Below are 25320 nucleotides of genomic sequence, written 5' to 3' on the forward strand. Positions count from 1 at the left end.
TCACCCGTAATAGTTGGACACTAACAGTCTATGACGTTGTCCTATTAGATTATGACTAAGTTTTACACATTTTTATCACACGTCCATCAGACGTCATATTTGACTTTAAAAGGTCCTCTAAGCAAGCTACAAATAAAACACAGGTGTTTATAAACAAACTTTATATCTCATGTATATGCAGCATGAATCTATTTATTCTGTTTTGTTTGAAGACGACAAAGAAAACCAAGAATATTGGTTGGTCTTTAAATCACCGGTGTCCTCGCCGAAGCGATGTCCGCTGCGGGAAGTCGCTTTTCGCGGGCAACGTTCAGCCTCCTCGGAAGAAAACCGCTTCCTGCGGGGTCTTCACCTGTTGCTTTTCCCGCAGGAGTCGACTTCCCTCCGCTCCCATCTTTGAAGAAATATGTTTTATTTGCTTTCTTTCAAAGAAATGAAGCTGATTCTAGCGGTGGAAAAACACGGAGACTCCTATGGGAAAGCGCAATGGTCTTCGGGGGGGCAAGTAATCGCAAAAGCTCTTCGATGGGACGAGTAATCGCAGTCCCAGTCCCAGTGTGAAGACACCGCAGAAAAAAAGTGAACTTCTTTTTTTCGAGGAAGCTGAGCGCAAGCCCATGGAAAGCGTAGTGTTTTTCCGGAGCGGCTATTTTTATAAACATTCTTATTCTTCAAAAAAAGCCATACAGTTCAATTATTGAAACTGCATGGCTTTTCTATTTAGTCTTCTTCCATAAATACGGCTTGTCCATCTTCTACGGTATAAGGCAGGGAATATGCTGGAACAAACGGATAATTATCCACTAAAAGATAACGGATATCATCGCCCTCTTCATAGCCATGATTATCCTCTTCCAGCGCCTGATTCAAATCATAAGAATAATCAATATATAATTTGCCGTCTAAATCCATCACAATCGGCAAATCAGCCTGCGAATAAGGACTTTTCGCAGTCGGCGGTTCACTTAATCCGAGCTTTTCATAATCCACCGTATATATTTGATCTGTGATCTGCTGTCCGTAAGCTGGATATGTGTGCTCTTGCCTGTAAACGTCTAATCGTACATTGACGCTTCGCAATTGCTCCGTGGTTTGTAAATCAATAAGGCGGACTTGCAAATCGTCTTCCGGGTCAATAATCGTATACTGATAGACGCCGCCCTCTTCAAAAGAGTTTCCAGGCAGTTCAGACAAATAACCTTTCTCCAGCATCTGCTTAAAATCAATCAAATACTTTTCAAAGATATGTGTGTCGCTGTCTTTCGTCTGAATCGGCACTAAACCATCTTCCTCTTCTCTATAGGTTTCAACTGCCTGCTGGACAACAGCTAACTGTTCTTCATTCGGAATCTGATTTTCCGACCGCTCGCTTTGAGGATACATACAGCCGCTTAAAAGCAAGAACATAAAGGGTATCGTCAATAAATATGTATATTTCATCATGAAACTCCTTTTCCTATCTTGTTGGTCCACTAAATGTAACATATAAAATAATCAAAGCACCGCTGACGAGACTTATATAAGCTAAAAATGTAATAATACTGCCAAACCAGCCTCGCAGCTTTGTTCTGCTCCAGACAATCAAGCCTGTAGCTAAGATTAATAAAAACATCCCGACAAAGGATATATACATCATTAACATGGATACTGACAAAGCGTTCACCTCTATTTCAATCAAAATACATTTTACCAGATGCTATTATAACATAACTTCTGGGCGATGTACTCTAAGATAACTGACGAAACATTGAACATTTTAAACGCTTTCTTTCGCATTCAGTTGAAATTGTCTTTTCTTCATATAAAAACCTGCGGCAAAGGGGGTATCTTCACCACAGGTTGACTAAATAATATCCTCAGCAACTCTATTCCTTGAATGCTGGTGCGATTTATCTTATGCAGTATTTTGAAAATCTGTATACTCAACTGCCTATAAAGTGAAACTTTATTCAGCGGAGATTTTTTTATCCCCGCTGAATAAAGAACAAAGGCTGGGACCGCGGTTACTCGCCCCATCGTAAAATGTTATCTTGGGCGCCAATTCCCGCATAGAATTTTCGAGTTCTCTCATTTTCGTGACACGGGAATTTCACAGCCAGTTATACTGTGATAAAAACCTATTTCTTAAATAAATTATTTAACGAATTGACATCCCCAGGCATTTTATTTTTGACAATGGATTGTACAATTTTGTCTTCTTTTTCTTTTGAAAGGGGTTTACCTGCCATCTGTGAAAGCTGTTTCACAAGATTTCGAACGGTTTTTTCATCCGAAAAATTTGCATGCTTTACCGAATCAGCTACTTTATAGACTTCCTCAGGACGAATGTTTGTGTTCTTTTGTATCTTATCAAACATACCTTTTTGAAAATTATTCACATGATTTCCTCCTTGCAGTTCATTCGTCACAGTATATGCAAGAAGGAAAGTTATGTGTTACTTATCCGAATAACGTTCTTTTAAAAGATTGCTTATATCATCCATTTCCTGACGCTTATTCCGGCTCATTAATTCGTCTACAACGTCCTTTGGTTTTTTATCCTCAAAAAGCACTTGGAAGATTCCTTGGGTAATCGGCATCTCAACACCCTGCTCTTTCGCAAATTGGTGTGCTGCCTGCACTGTCCGGACACCTTCTACCACCATGCCCATTTCTTCTAAAACCTGGTCGAGATTCATCCCCTTACCTAACAGGTTTCCAGCTCTCCAGTTTCTGCTGTGGACACTTGTACAGGTAACAATCAAATCTCCTACACCTGACAGACCAAGGAAGCTTAATGGATTAGCTCCCAGGGATGTACCGAGGCGGGCAATTTCGGCTAAACCGCGTGTAATCAAAGCTGCTTTTGCATTATCTCCATAGCCGAGACCATCTGAAATACCGGCTCCTAATGCAATAATATTTTTGAGAGCTCCTCCGACTTCGATCCCCAAAATATCATCGCTTGTATAAACACGTAAATTTTCACTGTTGAATAAATCTTGCGCTTGACGTGCCCTGTCCAGATTGACTGCTGATACAGATACTGTCGTTGGATGACGCAATGCTACCTCTTCTGCATGACTCGGTCCGGATAACACCACAATGTTCTCATAAGGGAAATCAGGTATCTCCTCCGAAATCATTTCAGATACACGTTTCAACGAACCGGGCTCAATCCCTTTTGTCGCATGGATAATCTGTGTGCTTGAATGAATGTCATCTTTTAACTGCTGACAAACCTCACGAATTGCTTTTGTCGGAACAACGATAACAACTGCATCTGCATCTTTTACAGCTTCCTTCATGTCATGAAATGCAGTTATAGCGTCGGGAATATCAACGTCCAGGTATTTATTATTCCGGTGAGTTTGGTTGATTTCGTCTACATGCTCCTGTCGATGTGCCCACAATCGCACCTCATGCCCATTATCAGCTAAAACTATTGCAAGTGCTGTTCCCCAGCTGCCTGCTCCAAGTACTGCAACCTTACGCATCGTATCTCTCCCCTTTACTGTCTCCGTCGTGCAAATATTTTTATCGGAGTTCCTGCAAAATCAAAAGCATCTCTAATTTTATTCTCTAAAAATCGTTCATAAGAAAAATGCATGAGTTCCGGGTCATTCACAAACACGACAAAGCTAGGCGGTTTCACAGCTACCTGTGTCGCATATAACACTTTCAGCCTTCTCCCCTTCAATGTTGGCGTCGGATTCATTGCAATGGCATCCATAATCACGTCATTGAGAACATTTGTCTGAACACGCTTCGAATGATTTTCGCTTGCTAATTGAACCATTGGGATCAGCGTATGAAGCCGTTTTTTTGTTTTTGCAGACAAAAATACAATTGGTGCATAATCTAAATACTGAAAATGCGCCCGAATTTTTGTTTCAAAATCCTTCATTGCTTTTTCGTCACTGTCCACCGTATCCCACTTATTTACAACGATAACAATTGCCCGGCCTGCCTCGTGTGCATAACCCGCAATCTTCTTATCCTGCTCTCTGATGCCCGTTTCTGCGTCTATTAATACCAAGACCACATCAGAGCGTTCAATCGCCCGCAGCGCCCTTAAAACGCTGTATTTCTCTGTGCTTTCATAAACCTTACCGCGTTTACGCATTCCAGCTGTATCAATAATCACAAAATCTTGATCATCTTTACGTAATTTCGTATCGATAGCATCTCTGGTTGTGCCTTCTATTTCACTTACAATCACGCGATTTTCATTTAGTAAAGCATTTACCAGGGAGGACTTTCCTACATTTGGTCGACCGATTAAACTGAAGTAAATCGTATCATCCTCTTTTTCTGTTTCCTCATTTTCCGGAAAATGAGCCACTACTTCATCCAGCATATCTCCCAGCCCGAGGCCATGTGTTCCGGAAATAGGAAACGGCTGTCCAAATCCCAAGGCATAAAACTCATACACCATTTCACGCATTTCGGGGTTGTCCATCTTATTCACGGCTAAAACAACCGGCTTATTGGATTTGAATAAAAGCTTTGCAACCTCTTCATCGGCCGCAGTAATACCTTCTCTGCCGTTAAGCATAAAAATAATAACATCTGCTTCATCAATGGCAATTTCAGCCTGCTGTCTCATTTGATTTAATAATGGCTCATCGACCATTTCAATACCGCCAGTATCTATTATGTTAAATGTTTGATTTAACCATTCTGCTTCCGAATAAATACGATCGCGGGTTACACCAGGTGTATCTTCCACGATAGAAATTCTTTCTCCAACTAATCGATTAAATATCGTTGATTTACCAACATTTGGTCTACCAACAATTGCTACTACAGATTTCCTCACGTAAGGAACATCCTCTCTTTTTTCAAAATTCCTTCTAAAATATCAGCAGGTTATACGACCCAGTAATACACAATCTCACTGCATCTCAGTCTTTATTCTAGCAAAAGTAGGAAAGTTCCACAACGAAATATATTAACGCTTGTTCAAAATGATTTTATTTAAAGCAGCCTCTTACTTTTAGTGTTTTACAATAATATAGACCTCATCACTCAAACGATGTGCAATGCCGTCCATAATCGCTTCCAGATTGGTTGAAAATAACTGAAGCTCCTCATTCGAGGCACAGATAAAGATAGGAGCTCCTCCTCCAACTTGCTCTTCTTTAGTAGTGATGACAGCTAAAATCGCTTTTTCGACAATCATTTACTTTTTACCCCCTTTTAAAAATGTAGCTTCTGAAGGCATTTTAATCGCATTTTCTAATACAGGAACCGAGCCGATTACTTTTTTAGCCAGATCTGCATCCCGGACAAGCGGTAAAATAAAAACACCCAGCCTACCGTCATCAAGATCACGTTTTATCAAAGGGGCTAAAGCAGGGGTTCCCGAATCTTTATAAATTCCTAAAGTAGCAGAAACATCATGTAATATGGCCTGCCGCTGACCCAGGTTGCTGATCGTAGTGATAACATTTATATTTTTTGGTGTGAGGATAAACCCCATTCCATATTTTAAAATCTCTTCCTGTCTTTCTTCTATCCCGATATTCATAATATAAATATTATCAACATACAAGCCGGCCCCGTCAAAGGAGATATCTGATTCTTCGATTTCGACAATGTCTCTTAACGAAGACCCGCTCATAAAGCTAAGCGCTGCAACGATGGTTAATACACCAACAACGGTGGAAGGAAACCACCCCCAATTTATATAAGCAAACGTTGTTAAAAAGGCTGCAAACATAACAAGATAATTTCTTCCTTCAAAAGAAATAGCAATTCCTTCAATGTACGTGCTGCCTCTGGAGACCAGTTCGAATTGATCCAATTCTGTTAACGTATTTCGCTCCATATTCCGGACATCTCTAAATTGAGTTGCGGCTACCGTTAAGAAGGTTACAGCAGTAAATTCCATTTCCAATAAAGCAGGAATAGCCAATGCACCAAGTGACGCAGCTATAAATCCTAATGATAAGTGAATAATCCGGCCATGCAGATAGGTAGGATACTGCCTATAATCACTACGTAATGTGATTAATCTGGCCAGTGTCCCTGCAACCACTCCAAATAAAATTGCTTGTGCGTAATATTCAATTTCCATACAAACCACCTCTTTTTCTTATGTGTTAGTATGGCTATTTTTTAAACGGATTATTTATAAATTTACCCGGTCTTATTGCCTGAAAAAAACTGTTCATCGATAGGCACAGTTTTTGGGCAACAAAAAAGCATAAACGTCTTTTACTGCATAAAAAAAGAAGATTGTCCCTTGATACTTCGAGACAATCTTCTTTTTCTAATAATCATTGTTATTATTTTTTGTATTTATCCAATTTATTTCCAATCACATCACCAAGCTGAAAGCCGGGCTGATCATCGGATTTTTCATATTGCTTGTATTCTTTTTCTTCTTGTTCCTGCTCCAATTCTTTGATGCTTAAAGAAATGCGCTGTTCTTCTTCATTCACATCTAATACCTTCACTGTAACAGGCTGTCCAATTTCAAGGACTTCCTGTGGTGTGCCGATATGACGGTTGGCAATTTGAGAAATATGAACAAGGCCTTCAACGCCAGGCAATAGTTCAACAAATGCTCCAAAGCTGACCAGTCTCTTGACAACACCTTCTGCAGTGGAACCAGGTTTAATTTTTTCACTTACTTCTGCCCAAGGTCCAGGGAGCGTATTTTTATGAGATAAAGAGATACGTTCACTGTCTAAATCGACAGAAATAACTTCTACTTTGATTTTATCTCCTTCAGAAACAACATCTGAAGCTTTTTCAACATGCTCATGCGCTAATTGGGAGATATGGACAAGCCCATCAACTCCTCCTAAATCAACAAATACACCAAAATTGGTAATACGTTGTACGACACCCTCAATTACATCACCAGGGTTTAATGATTGCAGAACTTTTTCTTTTCTGTCTTTTTCTTCTTCCTCTACAATCGCACGATGGGATAAGATAACCCGGTTTTGGGTCCGGTCCATATCCGTAATTTTCACCTTTAACGTACGATCTAAATAATCACTGAAATCTTCCACGTAATAGGTTTCAACTAAAGAGGCCGGAATAAAGCCGCGTACTCCTACATCCACAACAAGTCCGCCTTTAACAACTTCCTTCACTGTTGTCTCAAAAGTCTCACCCTGTTCATATTTTCTTTCAAGCTCTTCCCAGGATTGTTCTGCATCTACAGCTTTTTTTGATAATACAACTTCATCATCATCGATTTTCTTTACTTTTAAAGTGACTTCTTCCCCTTCAGCTAACACATCAGTTGTAGACTCTACATGGAGCGTGGAAAGTTCGCTTATCGGTAAAATACCTTCTGTTTTATATCCGATATCAACAAGAACTTGTTTTTCTTCTAATTTTACAACTGTTCCCGTCACCGTAGCACCAACTTCTAATTCTTGAAGGTCTTTATTTTCTTCACTCATATCCTTAGCCTCCTAGTTACAGTTCGCCTATTCACACATTCGAATAGAAAAAGATTATTCATATGTTCTACCTATAACTTCTAATAATTAGTTTTATTTGTCAAGTAAAGTCAATTAATTTTTATGAATTTCGTATAAATTTCTGATTTCTTCCATAATTCCCTCTGACATTTCTTTTGCAGAAGATTTATTTTTCCGAAAAGCTTCTGCATCCATTGGTTTTCCATAAACAACCTTCGTCCGACGAAATAATTTATAATCACTCATAATGACACAGGGAACGACTTCCGCTTGTGATCGGAGTGCAAAAAAGCCGACTCCAGGCAATGCGTTTCCCGGTTTGCCATCCTTACTTCTTGTCCCCTCTGGAAACAAGCCGAGCGTTCCTCCCTCTTCTAAAATTTTCAGGCCGCCTCTTAAAGCATTCCGGTCAGCCAGACCCCGTTTGACCGGAAAAGCGTGGACCCTCTTTAAGATACCACCTAAGATTTTTCCGCTGAAAAGCTCTTCCTTTGCCATAAAATGGATTGTTCTAGATGCTGTCATTCCTACCACAGGCGGGTCAAGGTTAGAAGTATGATTGGAACAAATAATAAAGCATGGAGGCCCGCCTCCTGTTTTTAAACTTTTGCATGTAACAGGGGAAGGTTATTCCCTTGTTACATACAATTAACAACGAAGGTATTCGTTAACAAGCTTACACTTCAGAGTCCAAGGTATTCCAGAAAAACAACACGTTAGCGAATGCCAAGTTTTTCAATAAATGGCTGGCATATCTCGAGAATTTTATTTGTCACATCATCAATGGATAAGGAAGTAGTATCCAATTCAACCGCATCTTCCGCTTTGACCAGCGGGGATGCCTCGCGGGTAGAGTCGAGTTCATCCCGCTTTTCTATTTCTTTTTCCAGTGTATGTAAATCAGCGGGGATGCCTTTTTGCCTGTTTTCCTCGAAGCGGCGCTTGGCTCGTTCTGTTACAGAAGCGATAAGAAATATTTTCACATCCGCATCCGGCAAAACATGCGATCCTATATCGCGTCCGTCCATGACAACACTATTATCCTGTGCAAGCTCTTGCTGAGCAGCCACCATTTTTTTTCGAACCAATGGATGCTTCGCAATAACCGAAACGGACGCTGTAACATCCGGATAGCGTACTGCCTCCGTGACATCCTTCTCATTGATAAATACACGCTGTCCTTCTTTATCCTGTGCAAGCCTGATATCAATCTTATTTAAAATTTCCATGACCGCTTTTTCATCTTCCAGATCAATATTCTCTTGCAGGGTCTGATAAGTAAGCGCCCTATACATCGCTCCAGTATCCACATAAATAATACCCAGCTTTTTTGCAATCTGTTTAGCAACCGTACTCTTTCCAGCTGCTGCCGGACCGTCAATTGCAATTGAAATAAGCTCCATTCTCTTCACTCCTGCCATTAAAAAGCCTGACAATTGCCAAGCGAGTTCTACACTACTCTATCATAACATATTCCCAATTTATTAAACAGTCGAGAACACCTGCAATTTTTCTTGAACATTTCTATATCTCTGCTTTCAGGATTCTAAAGTCAGACGCTCCATAAGACTTCTTATTTGTAAGAATAACAAAGAAAATTGCCTTCGAAAATGTATAAAATAAATTCTCGAAGGCAGTTACTATATAAGAATGTTTTTACTTATATTACAGAATTGTAATTAATTTCCGCATCTGTCATTTTCTCAATTTTTTCTTCTTCCCCTGTCTCAGCATTAATAAATATGCGATACGTCGCGTCATCTCTGGTTCCTAAAAATTCATAGGTGAGAATCTCTTCACCCTGATTATCATCAATAATCGCTAGATGATTTTCTTGAATTTTCACGCCCTGATTTACTGCATCACGTGCTTCTTCTTCTGAAATAGCCGGTTCTGGTATATCCCGTTCTGTATGATTTTTAAAGTAATTATTTGCCGTCAGACCGGTAATATCTCCATTATCTAAAGCTACCTTCACTTCGACAGCATCCGAAAAAACTCGAACTCCATCATCTTCATAGACAAAAGAATATATACCGACTTGATCATATTCACTGCTCTGGAAAAGCTCCATTTCATCAAATCCCAGCTCTGAAAGGTAATCCGTTGCTATTTCAAACCCTTCATTCAAGCTTAATTGCTTGCCGCCTATTTCTCTTGAAACTAATAAGTTAAGCGGATGGCCGCCCTGCACAGTCAAATCTGCGTAGCCTCTTTCCCCATTTTCATCATAGGAGACACTATACATTGGCGTTAATGCCCCGTCCCCAGATTTTGTAACCGTCCAATCAGTCCCATCTTCCTTGCCAAATATCTTTTCGGCTTCCTTCATGGCTTCTTCTTCTGAAAGATCGTCACCTGTTATATTTTTATAAGAATGTTCTTCCGTTTCTGTACTGGTTGTACTGTTTTCAGGCGTTTCCTCCGTAGAGGTATCAAAAGAGTCTTCTACCGCTTGGAAGCTATTGACCATATCATTATCTTTTTCGTCATTTGTATTTAATAATGCTTGTTCTACATCCATCCATTTTGAACCATCACTTAAGGAGTGATGCTGCGCTTCCCTGAGTTCATCCCGTATTTCTCCAGATTGTTGATAGAATTCTTCCAGCTGCGCTGTTTCTTCCTCTGTTAATGGGTCGTTATCCAAGTCACGAACAGCCGTCTGATAAGTGAAATCTCCTAACTCTGAGAGAAATTGCTCTGTTTTATGAATTGGCAACAATCCCATTGGCAAGTGCCCGGTATTGGCATGTGCATTGGAACTGATTCGCCAAATATCGACAAACTGCGGTGATAATTTATCTGGCGAATTCATTGCCAGTGAGGTCCCAATCTGGTCGTTTAACACATCCATATTGTAGGTGAGTTCATGGAAGGATCTTTGATATTCATTTTCTGCTTGAACGTATAAATCATTTTTTTGTTTATTTGTCTGGTAGCCCCAAATGGAAACAGAAATAAGAGCTACGGTTAACAATGTGATGGTAATCCAACGATACATTTCATTTCACACCTTTCTAACTGCAGAATATATGTTTTCCAATTGTCTTAATCTGTGGTCTGGTCCAAATCCATCCTGAAGTTGCGGTATCTGGATTGAAATAATAGAGTGCATTACCAGAGGGGTCCCAACCATTAATCGCATCCAGCACTGCTTCTCGGGCCTGATCATTCGGCTCCAGCCATATTTGTCCATCCGCCACTGCTGTAAATGCTCTCGGTTCAAAGATAACTCCGGATACTGTATCAGGAAACAGCTCACTGTTTACCCGATTGAGGATAACTGCTGCAACTGCCACTTGGCCTTCATAAGGCTCTCCCCTTGCTTCTCCATATACTGCGTTTGCCATTAGCTGGATATCATTATTAGAATATCCTTGCGGGACATTTACCGAGCTGGTAGGGGTACTTTCTTCTCCTCCATTATTCCCTCCGGATGGAGCAGAGCCAGTCCCATACATTTCTTGCTTCACCTTCTCTTTATCGAATTCTGTCGCCTGCGTCAGCTTATCCTTTGCTGCCTGCCCGGCCAGCCCATCGATTTCCATTCCAAATTCATATTGAAAATTTCTTAAAGCCCAGTAAGTTCCCCAGCCAAAAACACCGTCTATTTTGCCATTATAAAAACCGATATGTTTTAATCTGGCTTGTAATTCAATAACGTCATCTCCAACTGCTCCTTGTTGAATCACTTGATCACTAAATGCACTTGTCTGTTCTGGTTTTGCAAAAATAAATGCAGATAGAAATATAAAAAGGGTAAAGCTAAAAATCATAGGCTTGCGATGTCTTTTCATATTGATGCCTCCATTTTCTTCCTATAAACCTTTCTTTTCATACCAGCTGCTTCTAATATTTAAAGGGATAGCCGGCAAAAGATTGGCAAATGAGAAATTTTCTCACGGAGAACCGCCCGTAAAACTCCTGCCTCGAAATAGAGAGTGAAAATATATTTATTGAGGTTGGAGATAACAGGCGCTAACTCCCTGAACCACTCAACTAACATCCAGCAGATAATCTTAAGCTGAATGAAGTTTCGTTTTATCTACGTCTATTTTTTGTGCAATTCCTCTTTTTATTCATAAACAATGAAAATCGAATTAATTGCTTTCTCGCGGATACATTTTCTGTCCTGTTTCATGCCGGTTTTAATCGTCTTTTTGCCACAAAAAAAGCTGACGAACAACTATTTCGTCAGCTTCTTATCTATTACTTTTATACATTTTGTCTGGGAGGAAACGGATATCATACATTCTGGCATGCTTTAAACGATAAATCGCAAAAAACCATACACCAGCTAAAAATATCGACAGGATAATAATAAATTGATTTAATCCGAGTAATATGTAGTTATATATTCCATGCAGCAGAAATGGAAGTACAAAGGCAATCGTCAAGTATTTGTGTTTGTTTTTTGGTTTCATTTTTGCTTTTCCTAAATAATATCCCATAATAATTCCAAACAGAGCGTGTGAAGAAACAGGATACAGTGCACGCATCCATGCAAATTCAACTCCATTTGATAATAAATAAAATACATTTTCCAAGGAAGCAAATCCTAAACTGATTGCACTGGCATACACAATTCCATCGTAATGGTTATCAAATTCATCATGCTGATAAATTAAGAACATGAACATAAACCATTTGAAGAACTCTTCCAGAAACGCACTAAATAGAAAAGCTTCTGCAACAATCGGGATATTGTCCAGCTCCGCATGAATACCATACTGAATAAACATAATCGGCAACACAATCAATGCGCCGGCGATAAACATACGTACTATCAGCCAAAGCGGCTCTGTGATACGGTCACGCAAATAAATAAACGTCATAAAAGCTACAGCAGGGGCTATACCAGCAGATAGAGCAGCTATCATTGATTCTTACTCCTCTTCTTTAGTCGGTAAACAATTATATATCAAATAAATGTTCCAGTTCCGCGTTACTTGCCATTCCCACAAGAAGTTTAATTCTTGCTTTTTTACTATCATAATCTCTTCCCAAAAGTACTCCATTCTCCATAAGATCATAGGTACTTCCTTCATAATCATAGGTAGGATAAACTTCTCCTTCCACAGCAGAGGTCGTAATTACTACTTTTATCCCTTTTCGGATACATTCTTTAATCGCAGGCATCATAGCCTGAGATACTTGTCCTCTGCCGACACCTTCCAGAACCAGTCCATCTACTTCATTGTCTATCGCTGCTTGGATATATTTTCCGTCAGTTTCCATATATACTTTAATAATATCTACCGTCGGGAGCTCTTTTTTTAACTCTAAATGCTCCCGGTACGTCGGCTTTTGGAATACTCGAACCGTGTTGTTATCAATAATTCCTAAATAGCCGTAGCCAAAAGCATTAAAACCTTGGATATTCGAAGCATGCTCTTTTCGGACATAACGGGAATGGAAAATACGCTCATTGAATACAACCGTCACACCGACATCCTTTAAATCTTCACTGCAGGCTGCCAAAATTGCATTTTTAATATTTATAAAGGAATCTGTCCCCACCTCTTTAGGTGAACGCTGCGATCCGGTGTATACAATTGGAATATGGTAGTTTGAAATAAGGTGCATAAAATAAGAAGCTTCTTCCAGTGTATCTGTTCCCTGTGTGATTACAATCCCGTCGAAAGCTTCTTCATTTAAGTACTCGTCTAACTTTTCTTTGATTTTTATTAAATCAGAAAAGTTTAAATGCATACTAGCTTTTTGAAAGAAAGAATCCACCTTCACCTGAATATCGGAGGGAACATCACATTTTTCAATAATATCTTCTCCAGTTAATACACCAGAAGCCAGTTTACCGCTCTCCTCGTTTTTATCACTTGCAATGGTGCCTCCTGTTGCAATCATCAACACTTTTTTCATGTTATTACCTTCTTTATTGGTTAGTTATCTGCATCATCTATTAGTATATCACAATAATTTTTACTGAAATAAAGTTCAAGCTGCATGCGGCAGCGAGAGGAAGAACAGGCCTCCCGCTTTATCTGTTCCAAAGCATGTCATTATCTGGAGCAGATAGATGCAGCAATTTGCTCTCCATGGAAACGTCCATTTTCAATAAATACTTTGTTATTATCATATCCTGCAGCTACTACGCCGGCAATATATAAATTTTTCACATTTGTTTCCATCGTGTTCTCATCATGAACAGGCTTGCCATTCTCCAGATTAATCTCCACACCAGCTTGCTTTAACAAGCTATAATCCGGACGATAGCCTGTCATAGCAAAGACAAAGTCATTCTCGATCGTTACTTCCTGCCCCTCTTTTTCATAAGTTAAATGCGTATCGGTTATTTCTGTTACAGATGCGCCGAAAACCATATCCACTTTCCCATTTCTGGCAAGTGATTCAAACTCTGGCAAAATCCATGGCTTAATACTTTCCGAATAGATATCTCCACGATAAATGACGGTGACATCTGCCCCGGCTTTATGCAGTTCCAGCGTTGCATCTACAGAAGAGTTTTTACCGCCGATAACAGCAACTTTTTGATTAAAAAATTCATGTGCCTCTTTAAAATAATGGGTTACTTTAGGCAATGATTCTCCTGGGACATCTAAGTAGTTAGGCTGGTTATAATATCCAGTAGCCATAATTACTTTTTCCGCACGATATTCATTCTCACTTCCATTATTTTTAACAGTTTTTAAGCAAAAATGCTCTTCATCTTTTTCAATAGACACTAATGTTTCAAACGCATTTATACGCAGTTCATTTCGTTCGGCAACTTCCCGATAATAGACCATTGCCTGATTGCGCACCGGCTTTTTATTTTCAGAGATAAATGGGACACCGCCAATTTCTAAACGGTCACTTGAGCTAAAAAACGTTTGGTGAGTCGGGAAGTTGCTGATTGTCTGAACAACATTTCCTTTTTCAATTAATAAAGGGTTTTCGCCTTTTTGCTGAAGCTCTAAAGCACACGCCATTCCGCATGGTCCAGCTCCAATAATAATAATTTTTTCGTCTAGCATTTCTTATCCTTCCTTCATCCATCACTTAGAAAAACGATTCATCCGCTATTAATCAGAGAACCAATCGCTGATTTATTCTATATTATCACGTAAAAATTTTTCATTTACTATCGTACAACGAAGCAGACTGCATCGCAATACAAAAGCTTTTCTTCTACACAAATAAAAAACTCTTATCATGGAAGAGTTTTTTATTTATTTCCTTATGAATTAAACCCAGCCTCTAAAACGGGAAGCTTCAGCCATTTTCCTTACACCTATCATATAAGCTGCCAGCCGCATATCAATTTTTCTTGTTTTTGCCATATGATATATATTGTTAAAAGAATTAATCATGATTTCATGTAATCGTCTGTCGATTTCTTCCTCTGTCCAGTAAAAGCCCTGGTTATTCTGTACCCATTCAAAGTAGGATACTGTAACTCCCCCGGCTGATGCCAGAACATCCGGAACGATAAGGACATCCCTGTCGGTAAGGATCTTCGTTGCTTCCATTGTCGTCGGGCCATTGGCTGCTTCTACAATAATTGAGGCTTTAATATTATGTGCATTATCTCTTGTAATTTGGTTTTGTACCGCTGCCGGAACAATAATATCACAGTCCAGCTCAAATAATTCTTTGTTTGTAATCGTTTTATCAAATAGTTTAGTTACGGTTCCAAAACTGTCACGGCGATCCAGCAGATAATCAATATCTAAACCATTCGGGTCATGTAATGCCCCATAAGCATCTGAGATTGCGACAACTTTTGCTCCGGCATCATGCAGAAATTTTGATAGAAAGCTTCCTGCGTTCCCAAATCCCTGAATAACGACCCGGGCTCCCTTGATATCGATGCCTTTCTTTTTCGCCGCTTCATTTAAAGCAATCGTTACCCCTTTAGCTGTTGCCGATTCTCTGCCGTGAGACCCGCCGAGAACAATTGGTTTTCCGGTAATAAAACCAGGATTATTCAATTTATCGATTTTACTATATTCATCCATCATCCATGCCATGATTTGTGAATTTGTAAATACATCTGGAGCCGGAATATCTTTTGTCGGACCGACAATCTGACTTACCGCCCGAACATACCCGCGGCTTAAAGCTTCCAGTTCTCTAAAAGACATTTCCCTCGGGTCACAAATGATACCGCCTTTTGCTCCGCCATAAGGCAAATCTACAATCCCGGCTTTTAAACTCATCCATATCGAAAGTGCTTTCACTTCTGTTTCCGTAACATCCGGATGGAAACGAATGCCGCCTTTTGTCGGACCAATCGCATCATTATGCTGGGCTCTATAACCGGTAAAGACTTTCACCTTACCATCGTCCATACGGACTGGAATACGAACAGTAAGCATACGCAAAGGTTCTTTTAATAAATCAAAAACTTCTTCAGGGTAACCAAGTTTATTTAATGCGGTTTCCACAATAGATAACGTTGAATTTAACACATCCGTATTTTCTTGTTTTTTAGCTTGGGAAGCATCTCCTGCTTTATCGCCTGCCATTAATATTTACCCCCTACCATTATATCAATGTTTTACTCACTCATGGTTTAGTATACACTTTCATACAAAATATGCAATGAAAGAGGTGACCGGCTGGATGAGAAGTTTTTAATCAAACAAGGGGCTTTCTGCTTCCCCATTTGTCCATCCTTTTAGGAAGCAAAATAATGATTGATTTTAGCTATTGCGTCGCTTTCAAAAATAATCTTGCCGTATTCCTGTAAACGATGGGAAGTTAAGATACTTGGATGAGCAAATTCTGACATCAGTCCTATAATATTTTCCTTATGCCGGGCTGTTTGCACATAAGGATCCAGCATCATAAAATAACGGTTCTCCATAAAATACACATTCGATTCTTTGATATGCATATTCGGTAAATAACCGGCCACAGCAATTACATCTTCAAAGTCATCAAATGAAAATATAAGCTCTTTGCTTTCATCAAGTGTCACTTTCATTTCAATATATTCATCATCTATTTCAATATCGGCATCGTCGTATTGATGGGTAACAAAAATATGCATTCCCTGAGCTTGCATGAGATGCACCTGTACAAGTAACATTCCTTCAAACTCCATTCCCAGTTCACTGCTTGCTTCGTACATCATATCACTAAACAGCGTACGAACATTAGATGCATCATGCCACAAGTCCTCACGGGTAAATCCTCTTTCTATTAGATCATCGAACGTGAGAAAAATTTTAAACTGGTCTGTTGAAATTCGTTCGATCCGCATACTGCATCCCCCTTATCTTCTTCACTTTTGCAACAAGTATTTATATTAATATATGCACTATTTTCAAATGATGAACATAACCTGCTTGTATCGTTTTGAAAATGGGTTATAAATGAGCATAGCGTTTATTTATTATATAAACCTGTTTATCACAGAGATAAGCAAAAACTTCTGGTGAATGAAGTTTCATTATATATATTCTTCCTATGCTTGTACATTTATTATAACATTTTATGTGATTATTGAATGATATGATGCTTGTCTTAATTTAAGTAAACCAAAGAAAGACACCGGCAAGTGCCAGAAGAACCACAACCATGAAAATAAAACGCAGTAATGGAAGATTCAGTTTCCAGCGCATTTTATGGTTGCCTTTATGTACTTCATTTCTTGGAGGAAGATTCAATATATCTATTTCAACAGATGCCTGTTCCAATTGTTCTTCCTCATCTGAGCCTGCTTGTCTGGTTTCTTCCGGTTTATGTTCTGTTATATCTTGAATAGCTTGTCTTAATGCTTCTGCCTGATCATTTTGTTTGGAACTCAATGCCATCACCTCATTTGTTTAACCGTATAACTAAACCAAGTAGAAAGTCAATAAAAAAATGCATGACAATAGGTACAATTAAATTAGCTGTATGTTCATAAACCCAGCCGATATAAAAACTTAAGGCTAATACAGCGGAAAATAGAACAGGCTTCTTAATATATCGTATGTGAACAGCAGCAAAAAGAATACTTGCAAATACATACCCAAAAGTTGTCTGGACAACACCTCTAAATAGAAGTTCCTCGCAAATGGCCACCGTCAGCGTAAATATAAAAATAAAACCAATCGGCTGATTTTTAAATATAAGTTCATTGATTCCGCCATCATCCCACCACTTTTTTGGCATTGTATACACGATAGCAATTTCAATTAAAACAATTATAACAGCAGATAAAAAACCAAAGATGAAAATTTCTTTTGTATCCCATTTGAAAAGATGCATCCAATCGAAAAAGGAATCAAAAAGGAAAAAACTCATAATTATCGCTATCAGGAATAATAAACCTTGTGAAAAAAATAATTGAATCCTTCGCTCTTTGACGGACATTTGCTTTAACAGGTCATATTGTTTCATCTTATACCTCTTCCAAATGTAAAATTCGCTGAAGTTTTTTACGCCAGTTCACAGGATAAGAGGCTTCTGCAGTTTTGAAAGACGATGAAGGCATCCACTTACTCCAATCAAATCCGCAATTGCTGCAGCATTGATCAGACGGCTTCTCAAATCCATTTTGAAAAGGATGGTAAAGTGTTTTCCGCAAACAATTCTTTGTCTGGATCCATTGATACAATTCATTGAGCTTCTTGTTTTTATATAATTGTCTTTTCTCCAGATAGTTCATGACACTAACTCTAACTTGCTTCCACTTCTCTTCATCTATCAACCATTCATTATCGCGAAGGAGCCCATGCTTTTGGAGCTGTCTTTGAATAAAACGTGCTGCTCCTTCGTTGATATCCAAAAGCATATGCAGCTGTTCTGGAGACGGTAAATCCATATGCTGACGCTGAAGGGCAACAATCGTCGAAACCAGATGGTCTATATTCTCTATCGCCGGCAGTTCATTTTTCACCATGTTCGCCGACAGACGAAAATCACCTTTCTGATAAAGAATCATACCGACACTGGATTTTCCATCTCTCCCAGCTCTGCCTACCTCTTGAATATATGACTCTATCTGAAGTGGAAGATGGTAGTGGATGACCAGCCGTATATCCGGTTTATTAATTCCCATTCCAAATGCGCTTGTACAGCAGATGATATCAATATGATTGCTCATAAATTGCTGTTGGACCCGCAGGCGCTCTGCTGCTTCCATTCCTCCGTGATAATAGGCAATATTTCGTTCCGGATGCTTGGCGGCCAGAGACAAAGCAACCTCCTCTGCAGCCTGTCTGCTTGTAAAATAGATTAATGTGGGAACAGCATACGATGCAATAATTTCTGTAATGCGCTCTAATTTTTCTTGATCATTTTCTGCTTCCTCTACACAAAAAGCAATATTTTTCCGATCCATTGGATAGATATGCTTTTTCATATCCGGTTTATGCAGGCTCTGGATAATGTCTCTTTGCACGTCTGGAGTTGCTGTAGCACTCAGCGCTAATACCCGCGGATGATTTAATGCTGCTATTGCTTCATGCAGCCGCTGATAATCTGGCCGAAACTCGTGTCCCCATTGTGAGATACAATGCGCTTCATCGACGACAAACAATTTAACAGGCAGCTGTTTCAAATAATTTAAATGTGCACTTTTTTGCAGCCACTCCGGCGAAACATAGATAAGCCGGTAAGCATCTAAATTTTTTAATATTCTCTGCTGTTCTTGAAAAGGTAAAAAACTGTTTAAAGCAATTACTTCTTTAAAGGAAGCCGCTTTTAATTCCTTTACTTGGTCGACCATTAAAGAAATAAGCGGTGATACAACAAGGGTGATGCCATCTAACAGCTTTGCAGGCAGCTGATAGCAGATAGATTTACCAGAGCCGGTGGGCAATACGCCGAGGACATCCTCTCCACGCAGGACATCAGAAATGATTTCTTTCTGTCCCTGACGAAAGAAATCATAATTAAAATGTTGATGTAATGCTTCTTCTAAGTGAATGATTCTCACCCCCTATTTATTATATAAGACCAGTGCCAAGCGAATTTGGAAGTAGCTGATATCCGGATGAACATTATTTTTAATTTCTTTTAAACGATAGGTTTGCTTTTTATGTACAACTTCTTTAATTTCTTCGTAAATCGTTGAATCTAAGTAATCAAAAAAAGGAAACGCTTCTTCATGCATGGCAATCTCCACAAAATGATCCTGTATCGTATTTGCTTTTAACCGGCGAATTTGAATGATTTCCTCAAAAGTATGCTGTTTTTTCAATAACCGGCGTGTAAATTGTGCTGTTTGGCTTAAAGGTGTATCCGCAGTACCCAAGTCTTTAGCGAAAAGCTTAAGCATTGAATATTCTTCGCCATACTCCTGTACGTATAATAAATGATAAAACACCTTCTGCAAGGTTAAATAACAATCTGGAATAGACTGCTGATAATCCTGGGAAAGCTGCTGCAAACTGCTTCCATAGGAAGAAAAACTCGTCAGACGGTCAACAAACATCGAGGCTTCTAAATCAGACACCATCGATAAGGCATGTTCTAATTCCTTATACAGCTGCTGAAGCAATACCATGGAACGATGCTTATATTGTTTATAAAAGCCTTTTACAAATTGTTCGATTTCGTGATTATCTGTAATAGGAATGAATCGATATTCGTTCTTAGCAATGTTTGTAAAGGTCTGAATGAAAAGCAGAAACCGCTGCTTGAAGGACTCAATCATGTTTTTGTAAGTCGAACCATAAAATCCAGCAAGCGTTGTTTTATTGGCTGTAAGCCACTCCTGTCCTTTTTTTGTTATTTGCAGCCTCTGCTCGTCATCCGCCAGCAAATAATTCCTCTCCAGTAATTGTTGCAGCTGTTGATAATAGTCTGTTTTCGTTAAATCAGGATAAATGCCGTAGTAGTCAGCAATATGATAAAATCTGGCATCCTGTATAGTCTGAATGGCTTTTTTCCCGATTAAAAGATTGTAAACACTGGAGGTTGTACGCTCTTGATTTATTTTTTGGAAACATTCAATAAGAATCCCTTGAAAAAGCATCCTGACACCACCATTCATACAAAAGCATTCTCTAAAAAAGTTATAATACAGACTCTTTCATCCAATTGATTAATAAACCCTCTTGATACAAATCTCCAGGATAATCCATTTTCTCTATCCTGTCATTTTCATAAAGGTATTGTAATAATTCATTCATTGCACCCATATATTCCTGATACAGAAATTCATAACTGATGGTTTCCTTAGGCATGATATTATCCGCACAGACTTTGGGATTCGTATAATTCACATAGGTTCGGCACGGCAGCGGGCGTACTTCATAGACCATACAAGCATTCGTTTTCAAGTTCAAAAATGGGCATGGGAGCTGCTCTTTTTTGTATTTGTATTTTGCATCTGGATCAGAAATGATATCGATGCCACTTAGCTGCTCTACTTTTTCTTCATAAACTTGATAATAATCGCTAAGATGATTTTCAATAAAATGCTTTCGATCTGCAGGCATTTTAGAAATAGCATCTTTGATCAGCATGGCTTCCATCTTATTTGTAATAATTGGAAAGTAGCAGCAAAAAGCACAGCCCATCTGACATGTTGGCATAAGATCAGCTGTCGATTCCATATCACTGATTTCTTCACTTACCGCCTGAAGCAGCTGAGCGAATGCTTGAGCAATTTTATCATCCGCTGACACATCTTCTTTAACCAGGATGCCATCGACGATTTCATCAAATCGTTCCTGGTTTATTTCATATTTTGCATTTATCTCCTCGCATTTGAGCAGAATTTCTTCATAGGTTAAAAATATAGACATTTGTTTGACTCCTGTTTTTATATCATAAAAATTCATTTGATTTCATAAAAAAGTATATCACGAATGGATGGATGTTTATATATGCAGGATGATAAATGATATTTCTTTCAAGCGGATTTTCACCTCTGCTGAATGAGACTACTTTAACTAAGTTTGTCAGATTAATGCCACCGTTGGCGAAAACAATACGCTTTCCATGTTTTCCCCAGCCAGATAGTTTCACTTACATTCTTTCTTGATATTGGAGCCTTGCAGTCAGCTGCACTTCGATAAAATGCGTGTCTGGAAAGGATAAGAAAAAAGCGTATGTTTTCATTGCTTTAATAGCAATGGGCTTTTTCTACTCCTTCACTAATTTACTTCAAACTTCCATTTTCTTCGCAATAGCCAGCTTAGCGACATGTATTTTCTTTATTATTGTTCTATCTGTCTGGTACAGGAAAAGAAATAAACAATAAAACGACCGAAAAGGCTGCCGTTTAGCAGTTTTTCGATCGTTTACCGGTTAATCCTTTATTCGAAATCTATTTTTGGCATATCTTTGAAATAATGCATGAAGCAATGGATATAAAAGAGTGATAAACACTGCATTACCAATTGCATGTGCTGTGTCAAAAGGAAGTCCTGCCAAATAATATGGCCAAAAATATCCTGTTACATGATACGTGGTTAAAGAAATAATAAATCCGTAAAAATAACCGCTGACCACAGAAAAAATAATTATAAAAATAAATGGTACTCTTTTCCAAGTGATTCCCATGATACCTGCGATTATGCCAATGACACACCATGAAATAATTTGCCAGACAGTCCAGATTCCCATTCCAAGCAGCATATTAGAAAGAAATACTACTAATATTCCTAATATAACAGCTGACATTGGTCCAAGGAAAATACCTGTTAAAATAATAATTGCGGTAACAGGCTGAACATTAGGGATAAATTGAAACGCATATCTGCCTACAACAGCCAGTGTTGCAAGGAGTGCAAGTAATGTCAGCTTGTATGTGTTCATTTCTTATTCCATCGATTGTAAATCAAAGATAATTTCTTCGCCGCCATTCAATTCATATTCTCCAGCGCCGACTTCTGCAGCTTCACCATCTACAAAATACATCCAATATTTTCCTTCATCTGCATCATCTGATACACGTTCAATAGAAGTAATAAAGCCGCTGTCTTCCTCTACATAGAAAGTATCCTTCATCACATCCAAAAGAATATCTCCTTCTTCTACTTGTACGACCTCTTCTGATACATTCTCGTTTCCTTCATCAATCGTTATCGTTATACGTACTTCATCTTCGGCAAGTTCCTGAGCTTCTCCGCTTGACTCATTGGTGCTTACCGAAGTATTAGAGCTTTCATTTTCTTCAGCTCCCTCATCATTACCACATGCCGCAAGAAAAACGAAGGATAACAGCATAATACTTAAAAACTTCAGCCACTTATTCATTTCTTATCTCCCCCCTATAGCCAGCTCCATCTTATTCGTAAAGAAAGTCTGACCGGCTGTGAACCTATATCAGTACCCTGTCCGCTGCCGTTTCTTTATTTTAATATATAGAGCTGGAGAAAGAGAAGGCATGCCAACTGAGGCGACCTTCCCGTCTCTCAATAGATATTTAAATATACCGTTATATTATCATATCTTTCCTTTTTTAGGAATGTTTCATAGGTATTTCAAAACTAAAAGTTGTGCCAATATCCAGTCTGCTTCTCACTTGAATTTTCCCTTGATGGGCTTCAATAATATTTTTGGCAATAGAAAGTCCCAGGCCAGTTCCCTGTTTCTCTTTCTTTACTCTTGATTTATCCGCTTTATAAAAACGTTCAAAAACAAATGGCAGATCCTCCTCCGGAATGCCGCTGCCGTTGTCTTCTACCTCCACATGAAGGAAATCGGAATTACTAAGCGCATGTACTTCTACCTTTCCGCCTTTTTCCGAATGACGAATGGCATTATCAATTAAATTGGTCAATACTTGTTCGATACGATCCGCGTCCATCTCCCCGATTTGTTCATGCATATCTAACGTTAAGGTGAGCTCCACTTCGTTATCCTGGGCGATACCTTGAAATTTATGAACAATACGCTCTACAAAGGCCTGAACAGCAACAGAATCAACATGGAGCTGGATTTGCCCTGCTTCCATCCGTGCTAAATCAAGTAATTCATTAACTAGTCTGCCCATCCGGAGCGATTCCTCATAAATAATTTTAGCCAGCTCATTCTTGTCTTCTTTTGTTTCGGCAATATCATCAACGATGGCTTCACTATACCCTTGAAGCATGGAAATAGGCGTACGTAATTCATGTGACACATTTGCGATAAAGTCCTTGCGCAATTTATCAAGGCGGCGCTCTTCTGTCATATCACGGATAACAGCAACACAGCCGCGGACATGAGATTCATCATATAAAGGAGTGACGAGCATCACATAGTTCCTTCCTTGTAGAACAGACTCCTTTAAAACCGCTCTTTCTTCAGCTATCACTTCATTAAGCGCATCCTTGAGTTTTGTCGGAAGCTGTCTCTCTTTATGTTCTCCCTGTTTATGCTCATAATTCCAATTATCTAAATACGCTTCCGCAGGCGGGTTGATGACAACAATTTCACCATCTCTGTTCAATGTAAAGACACCATCGGCCATGGAGCTTACAATACTTGATAATTGCTCTTTCTCCTGCCTCAAAGCTTGAATATGATAATTAAGCTGGCTTCCCATCCGGTTAAATTCAATCGCTAGATCACCGATCTCGTCCCGTGTCAGCACAGGTACTTTCGTGTTGAACTCCCCGCGGGTCAAATTATAAGCTGCCTCCCGCATTTTAATTAATGGTGCTGTAACCCGGGATGATAAGAATACGGCAAAAAAAGTTGTTAAGAGAATAGCAATTCCGCCGCTCAATAAAATCAGCTTGGTTGTCTGATCTCTTGTTTCGTTAATCATATCCAATGATTTAAATACAAATACTGCCCCGCCGTCCTCTAGAGGAGAGCCTACCGAAATAACCTCATTTTCGTCCACGACTAATCCTTGTGAACTCTGTGATGCCACCTGGCTGGTCAAGTTTTGTGCTTCTGCATCGTTTATTATCCACGATTCATTAATAAAATCCAAATCCGTATCCTCAGTGCCCGAAATCCACTGTTCCTCATCAGCATAATAAATGACAACACGGCTGGAAGGATCTCTCAGCATTTCTGTTGCATCCTCAATAAATTCCGTATCATAATCTGAATCTACCAACGAAGAAATTTTCTCAGACATTTGTGACATATCATTTTCAGCTTCTTGTATATGATAATTTTCAAAGAACTGCATTAAAAAAAACATCAATACACATAACACAAAGGATACTAATAATAAAATCGTTAATGATAATTTTCCGACAACGCTTTTCCAAAACATCAGTCTTGTTCAACCTCAAATTTATAGCCGATTCCCCACACTGTCACAATCATCTTCGCAGCTTCGGAAGAAACAGAATTTAGTTTTTCGCGTAGACGCTTCACATGTGTATCGACTGTACGAAGATCGCCGAAGAACTCATATTGCCATACTTCTTTTAATAATTGCTCCCGATTAAATACTTTATCCGGAGAGTTTGCCAGAAAACAAAGCAGCTCATATTCCTTTGGTGTTAAGCTGACTTCCTGATTATCTGCTGTAACCCGGTGTCCATCATGGTCAATAGTCAAGTGTGGAAACACTAATAGATTTTTGGCAGTCGTATCGGATTGCTGATAATTCAAGTTAGAAACTCTGCGCAGAATCGCTTTCACCCGTAATACTGCTTCTCTCGGGCTGAACGGCTTCACAATATAATCATCTGCACCTACTTCAAATCCCTGCACACGATTCGATTCTTCTCCGCGAGCTGTCAGCATAATAACTGGTGTATCCTTTTCTTTTTTCAGCTCCTCACATACTTGGATGCCATCCATTTCCGGCATCATAATATCTAAAATAATAGCGCTGTAATTATTTTGCAGAGCCATTTCCAAGGCAGTCTTCCCATCTGCCGCTTCATCTATTTCAAAGTCCTCTTTTTCTAAGTACATTTTTATTAAACGTCGAATTCTTTCTTCATCATCTACCACTAATAATTTCTGTGCTTCACTCATTTATATTTCACTCCTCATATCAACTCTAATTAGCATTATAAACGAACCC

Annotated in this window: 26 protein-coding genes; all 26 read right to left on the reverse strand. The window is 39.0% G+C overall.

The features are described from left to right. Window positions 1-720: 720 nt before the first annotated feature. The 26 genes from ACW0TQ_RS05265 to ACW0TQ_RS05390 all read right to left on the reverse strand — a co-directional run bounded on the left by ACW0TQ_RS05265 (window position 721) and on the right by ACW0TQ_RS05390 (window position 25271). Window positions 721-1443: a hypothetical protein gene (locus ACW0TQ_RS05265; protein WP_084612976.1), complete on the reverse strand. Its 723-nt coding sequence runs from the start codon at window positions 1441-1443 to the stop codon at window positions 721-723. 13 nt (window positions 1444-1456) lie between these two features. Then, window positions 1457-1654, reverse strand: coding sequence for a DUF2768 family protein (locus ACW0TQ_RS05270; protein ID WP_042534163.1), 198 nt, complete (start codon window positions 1652-1654; stop codon window positions 1457-1459). 463 nt (window positions 1655-2117) lie between these two features. Then, the gene (locus tag ACW0TQ_RS05275; RefSeq protein ID WP_042534167.1) at window positions 2118-2378 is read right to left on the reverse strand and encodes a stage VI sporulation protein F; all 261 of its coding nucleotides are present in this window, start codon (window positions 2376-2378) and stop codon (window positions 2118-2120) included. Window positions 2379-2435: 57 nt separating this feature from the next. Beyond that, window positions 2436-3476 carry an NAD(P)H-dependent glycerol-3-phosphate dehydrogenase gene (locus ACW0TQ_RS05280; RefSeq protein WP_212928180.1) on the reverse strand — a complete coding sequence of 347 codons (1041 nt, stop codon included), beginning with the start codon at window positions 3474-3476 and terminating at the stop codon, window positions 2436-2438. A gap of 14 nt (window positions 3477-3490) precedes the next feature. After that, a complete protein-coding gene (gene der, locus ACW0TQ_RS05285; RefSeq protein ID WP_042534171.1) occupies window positions 3491-4801 on the reverse strand; it encodes a ribosome biogenesis GTPase Der in 1311 nt (436 codons plus the stop codon). 177 nt (window positions 4802-4978) lie between these two features. Further along, window positions 4979-5164 carry a capping complex subunit for YIEGIA gene (locus tag ACW0TQ_RS05290; RefSeq protein ID WP_042534173.1) on the reverse strand — a complete coding sequence of 62 codons (186 nt, stop codon included), beginning with the start codon at window positions 5162-5164 and terminating at the stop codon, window positions 4979-4981. Beyond that, window positions 5165-6061 carry a YIEGIA family protein gene (locus ACW0TQ_RS05295; RefSeq protein WP_042534175.1) on the reverse strand — a complete coding sequence of 299 codons (897 nt, stop codon included), beginning with the start codon at window positions 6059-6061 and terminating at the stop codon, window positions 5165-5167. 211 nt (window positions 6062-6272) lie between these two features. Then, complete coding sequence (gene rpsA / locus ACW0TQ_RS05300) at window positions 6273-7406, reverse strand: 30S ribosomal protein S1 (RefSeq protein ID WP_212928179.1); 1134 nt, start codon at window positions 7404-7406, stop codon at window positions 6273-6275. Window positions 7407-7520: 114 nt separating this feature from the next. Next, window positions 7521-8000 carry a lysophospholipid acyltransferase family protein gene (locus ACW0TQ_RS05305; RefSeq protein ID WP_212928223.1) on the reverse strand — a complete coding sequence of 160 codons (480 nt, stop codon included), beginning with the start codon at window positions 7998-8000 and terminating at the stop codon, window positions 7521-7523. A 143-nt stretch (window positions 8001-8143) separates the two neighbouring features. Then, entirely contained in the window at window positions 8144-8830 is a 687-nt protein-coding gene (cmk, locus tag ACW0TQ_RS05310) for a (d)CMP kinase (protein WP_042534179.1), read from the reverse strand. Window positions 8831-9087: 257 nt separating this feature from the next. Next, window positions 9088-10431, reverse strand: coding sequence for a germination protein YpeB (ypeB, locus tag ACW0TQ_RS05315; RefSeq protein WP_212928178.1), 1344 nt, complete (start codon window positions 10429-10431; stop codon window positions 9088-9090). Between the two features lie 16 nt (window positions 10432-10447). Further along, entirely contained in the window at window positions 10448-11206 is a 759-nt protein-coding gene (gene sleB, locus ACW0TQ_RS05320) for a spore cortex-lytic enzyme (RefSeq protein WP_042536275.1), read from the reverse strand. A gap of 426 nt (window positions 11207-11632) precedes the next feature. Continuing rightward, on the reverse strand, window positions 11633-12310 hold the full coding sequence (prsW, locus tag ACW0TQ_RS05325; protein ID WP_042534185.1) for a glutamic-type intramembrane protease PrsW: 678 nt from the start codon (window positions 12308-12310) through the stop codon (window positions 11633-11635). A gap of 34 nt (window positions 12311-12344) precedes the next feature. Beyond that, on the reverse strand, window positions 12345-13310 hold the full coding sequence (locus tag ACW0TQ_RS05330; RefSeq protein WP_193062188.1) for an asparaginase: 966 nt from the start codon (window positions 13308-13310) through the stop codon (window positions 12345-12347). 140 nt (window positions 13311-13450) lie between these two features. Continuing rightward, window positions 13451-14425 (reverse strand): YpdA family putative bacillithiol disulfide reductase, encoded by a 975-nt coding sequence (locus ACW0TQ_RS05335; RefSeq protein WP_042534188.1) that lies wholly within the window; start codon window positions 14423-14425, stop codon window positions 13451-13453. A 210-nt stretch (window positions 14426-14635) separates the two neighbouring features. Beyond that, complete coding sequence (locus ACW0TQ_RS05340) at window positions 14636-15919, reverse strand: Glu/Leu/Phe/Val family dehydrogenase (protein ID WP_042534190.1); 1284 nt, start codon at window positions 15917-15919, stop codon at window positions 14636-14638. Window positions 15920-16071: 152 nt separating this feature from the next. Further along, window positions 16072-16659 carry a genetic competence negative regulator gene (locus ACW0TQ_RS05345; RefSeq protein ID WP_042534191.1) on the reverse strand — a complete coding sequence of 196 codons (588 nt, stop codon included), beginning with the start codon at window positions 16657-16659 and terminating at the stop codon, window positions 16072-16074. Between the two features lie 268 nt (window positions 16660-16927). Continuing rightward, on the reverse strand, window positions 16928-17206 hold the full coding sequence (locus tag ACW0TQ_RS05350; RefSeq protein WP_042534193.1) for a hypothetical protein: 279 nt from the start codon (window positions 17204-17206) through the stop codon (window positions 16928-16930). A gap of 10 nt (window positions 17207-17216) precedes the next feature. Next, on the reverse strand, window positions 17217-17783 hold the full coding sequence (locus tag ACW0TQ_RS05355; protein ID WP_193062190.1) for a CPBP family intramembrane glutamic endopeptidase: 567 nt from the start codon (window positions 17781-17783) through the stop codon (window positions 17217-17219). 1 nt (window position 17784) lies between these two features. After that, window positions 17785-19323 carry a RecQ family ATP-dependent DNA helicase gene (locus tag ACW0TQ_RS05360; RefSeq protein WP_042534196.1) on the reverse strand — a complete coding sequence of 513 codons (1539 nt, stop codon included), beginning with the start codon at window positions 19321-19323 and terminating at the stop codon, window positions 17785-17787. Between the two features lie 3 nt (window positions 19324-19326). Then, on the reverse strand, window positions 19327-20364 hold the full coding sequence (locus tag ACW0TQ_RS05365) for a YpbB family protein (protein ID WP_042536277.1): 1038 nt from the start codon (window positions 20362-20364) through the stop codon (window positions 19327-19329). Between the two features lie 40 nt (window positions 20365-20404). Then, window positions 20405-21139 (reverse strand): YkgJ family cysteine cluster protein, encoded by a 735-nt coding sequence (locus ACW0TQ_RS05370; protein ID WP_042534197.1) that lies wholly within the window; start codon window positions 21137-21139, stop codon window positions 20405-20407. A gap of 505 nt (window positions 21140-21644) precedes the next feature. Further along, the gene (locus ACW0TQ_RS05375) at window positions 21645-22154 is read right to left on the reverse strand and encodes an ECF transporter S component (protein ID WP_256704723.1); all 510 of its coding nucleotides are present in this window, start codon (window positions 22152-22154) and stop codon (window positions 21645-21647) included. 3 nt (window positions 22155-22157) lie between these two features. Then, entirely contained in the window at window positions 22158-22595 is a 438-nt protein-coding gene (locus ACW0TQ_RS05380; RefSeq protein WP_042534203.1) for a DUF4430 domain-containing protein, read from the reverse strand. 205 nt (window positions 22596-22800) lie between these two features. Beyond that, window positions 22801-24555 (reverse strand): ATP-binding protein, encoded by a 1755-nt coding sequence (locus tag ACW0TQ_RS05385; protein ID WP_042534205.1) that lies wholly within the window; start codon window positions 24553-24555, stop codon window positions 22801-22803. Next, entirely contained in the window at window positions 24555-25271 is a 717-nt protein-coding gene (locus tag ACW0TQ_RS05390; protein WP_042534207.1) for a response regulator transcription factor, read from the reverse strand. The genes ACW0TQ_RS05385 and ACW0TQ_RS05390 overlap by 1 nt, the downstream gene beginning before the upstream one ends. Between the last annotated feature and the right edge of the window lie 49 nt (window positions 25272-25320).

It is taken from the genome of Oceanobacillus sp. M60 (genome assembly GCF_053839645.1).

Coding starts and splice junctions, on each gene's coding strand:
- ACW0TQ_RS05370 (WP_042534197.1), bottom strand. CDS start 21,139: ATGTCTATATTTTTAACCTATGAAGAAATTCTGCTCAAATGCGAGGAG.
- ACW0TQ_RS05345 (WP_042534191.1), bottom strand. CDS start 16,659: ATGCGGATCGAACGAATTTCAACAGACCAGTTTAAAATTTTTCTCACG.
- ACW0TQ_RS05355 (WP_193062190.1), bottom strand. CDS start 17,783: ATGAAACAATATGACCTGTTAAAGCAAATGTCCGTCAAAGAGCGAAGG.
- ACW0TQ_RS05365 (WP_042536277.1), bottom strand. CDS start 20,364: ATGCTTTTTCAAGGGATTCTTATTGAATGTTTCCAAAAAATAAATCAA.
- rpsA (WP_212928179.1), bottom strand. CDS start 7,406: ATGAGTGAAGAAAATAAAGACCTTCAAGAATTAGAAGTTGGTGCTACG.
- sleB (WP_042536275.1), bottom strand. CDS start 11,206: ATGATTTTTAGCTTTACCCTTTTTATATTTCTATCTGCATTTATTTTT.
- ypeB (WP_212928178.1), bottom strand. CDS start 10,431: ATGTATCGTTGGATTACCATCACATTGTTAACCGTAGCTCTTATTTCT.
- ACW0TQ_RS05340 (WP_042534190.1), bottom strand. CDS start 15,919: ATGGCAGGCGATAAAGCAGGAGATGCTTCCCAAGCTAAAAAACAAGAA.
- cmk (WP_042534179.1), bottom strand. CDS start 8,830: ATGGAGCTTATTTCAATTGCAATTGACGGTCCGGCAGCAGCTGGAAAG.
- ACW0TQ_RS05295 (WP_042534175.1), bottom strand. CDS start 6,061: ATGGAAATTGAATATTACGCACAAGCAATTTTATTTGGAGTGGTTGCA.
- ACW0TQ_RS05375 (WP_256704723.1), bottom strand. CDS start 22,154: ATGAACACATACAAGCTGACATTACTTGCACTCCTTGCAACACTGGCT.
- ACW0TQ_RS05390 (WP_042534207.1), bottom strand. CDS start 25,271: ATGAGTGAAGCACAGAAATTATTAGTGGTAGATGATGAAGAAAGAATT.
- ACW0TQ_RS05280 (WP_212928180.1), bottom strand. CDS start 3,476: ATGCGTAAGGTTGCAGTACTTGGAGCAGGCAGCTGGGGAACAGCACTT.
- prsW (WP_042534185.1), bottom strand. CDS start 12,310: ATGATAGCTGCTCTATCTGCTGGTATAGCCCCTGCTGTAGCTTTTATG.
- ACW0TQ_RS05265 (WP_084612976.1), bottom strand. CDS start 1,443: ATGATGAAATATACATATTTATTGACGATACCCTTTATGTTCTTGCTT.
- ACW0TQ_RS05290 (WP_042534173.1), bottom strand. CDS start 5,164: ATGATTGTCGAAAAAGCGATTTTAGCTGTCATCACTACTAAAGAAGAG.
- ACW0TQ_RS05380 (WP_042534203.1), bottom strand. CDS start 22,595: ATGAATAAGTGGCTGAAGTTTTTAAGTATTATGCTGTTATCCTTCGTT.
- ACW0TQ_RS05335 (WP_042534188.1), bottom strand. CDS start 14,425: ATGCTAGACGAAAAAATTATTATTATTGGAGCTGGACCATGCGGAATG.
- ACW0TQ_RS05385 (WP_042534205.1), bottom strand. CDS start 24,555: ATGTTTTGGAAAAGCGTTGTCGGAAAATTATCATTAACGATTTTATTA.
- ACW0TQ_RS05330 (WP_193062188.1), bottom strand. CDS start 13,310: ATGAAAAAAGTGTTGATGATTGCAACAGGAGGCACCATTGCAAGTGAT.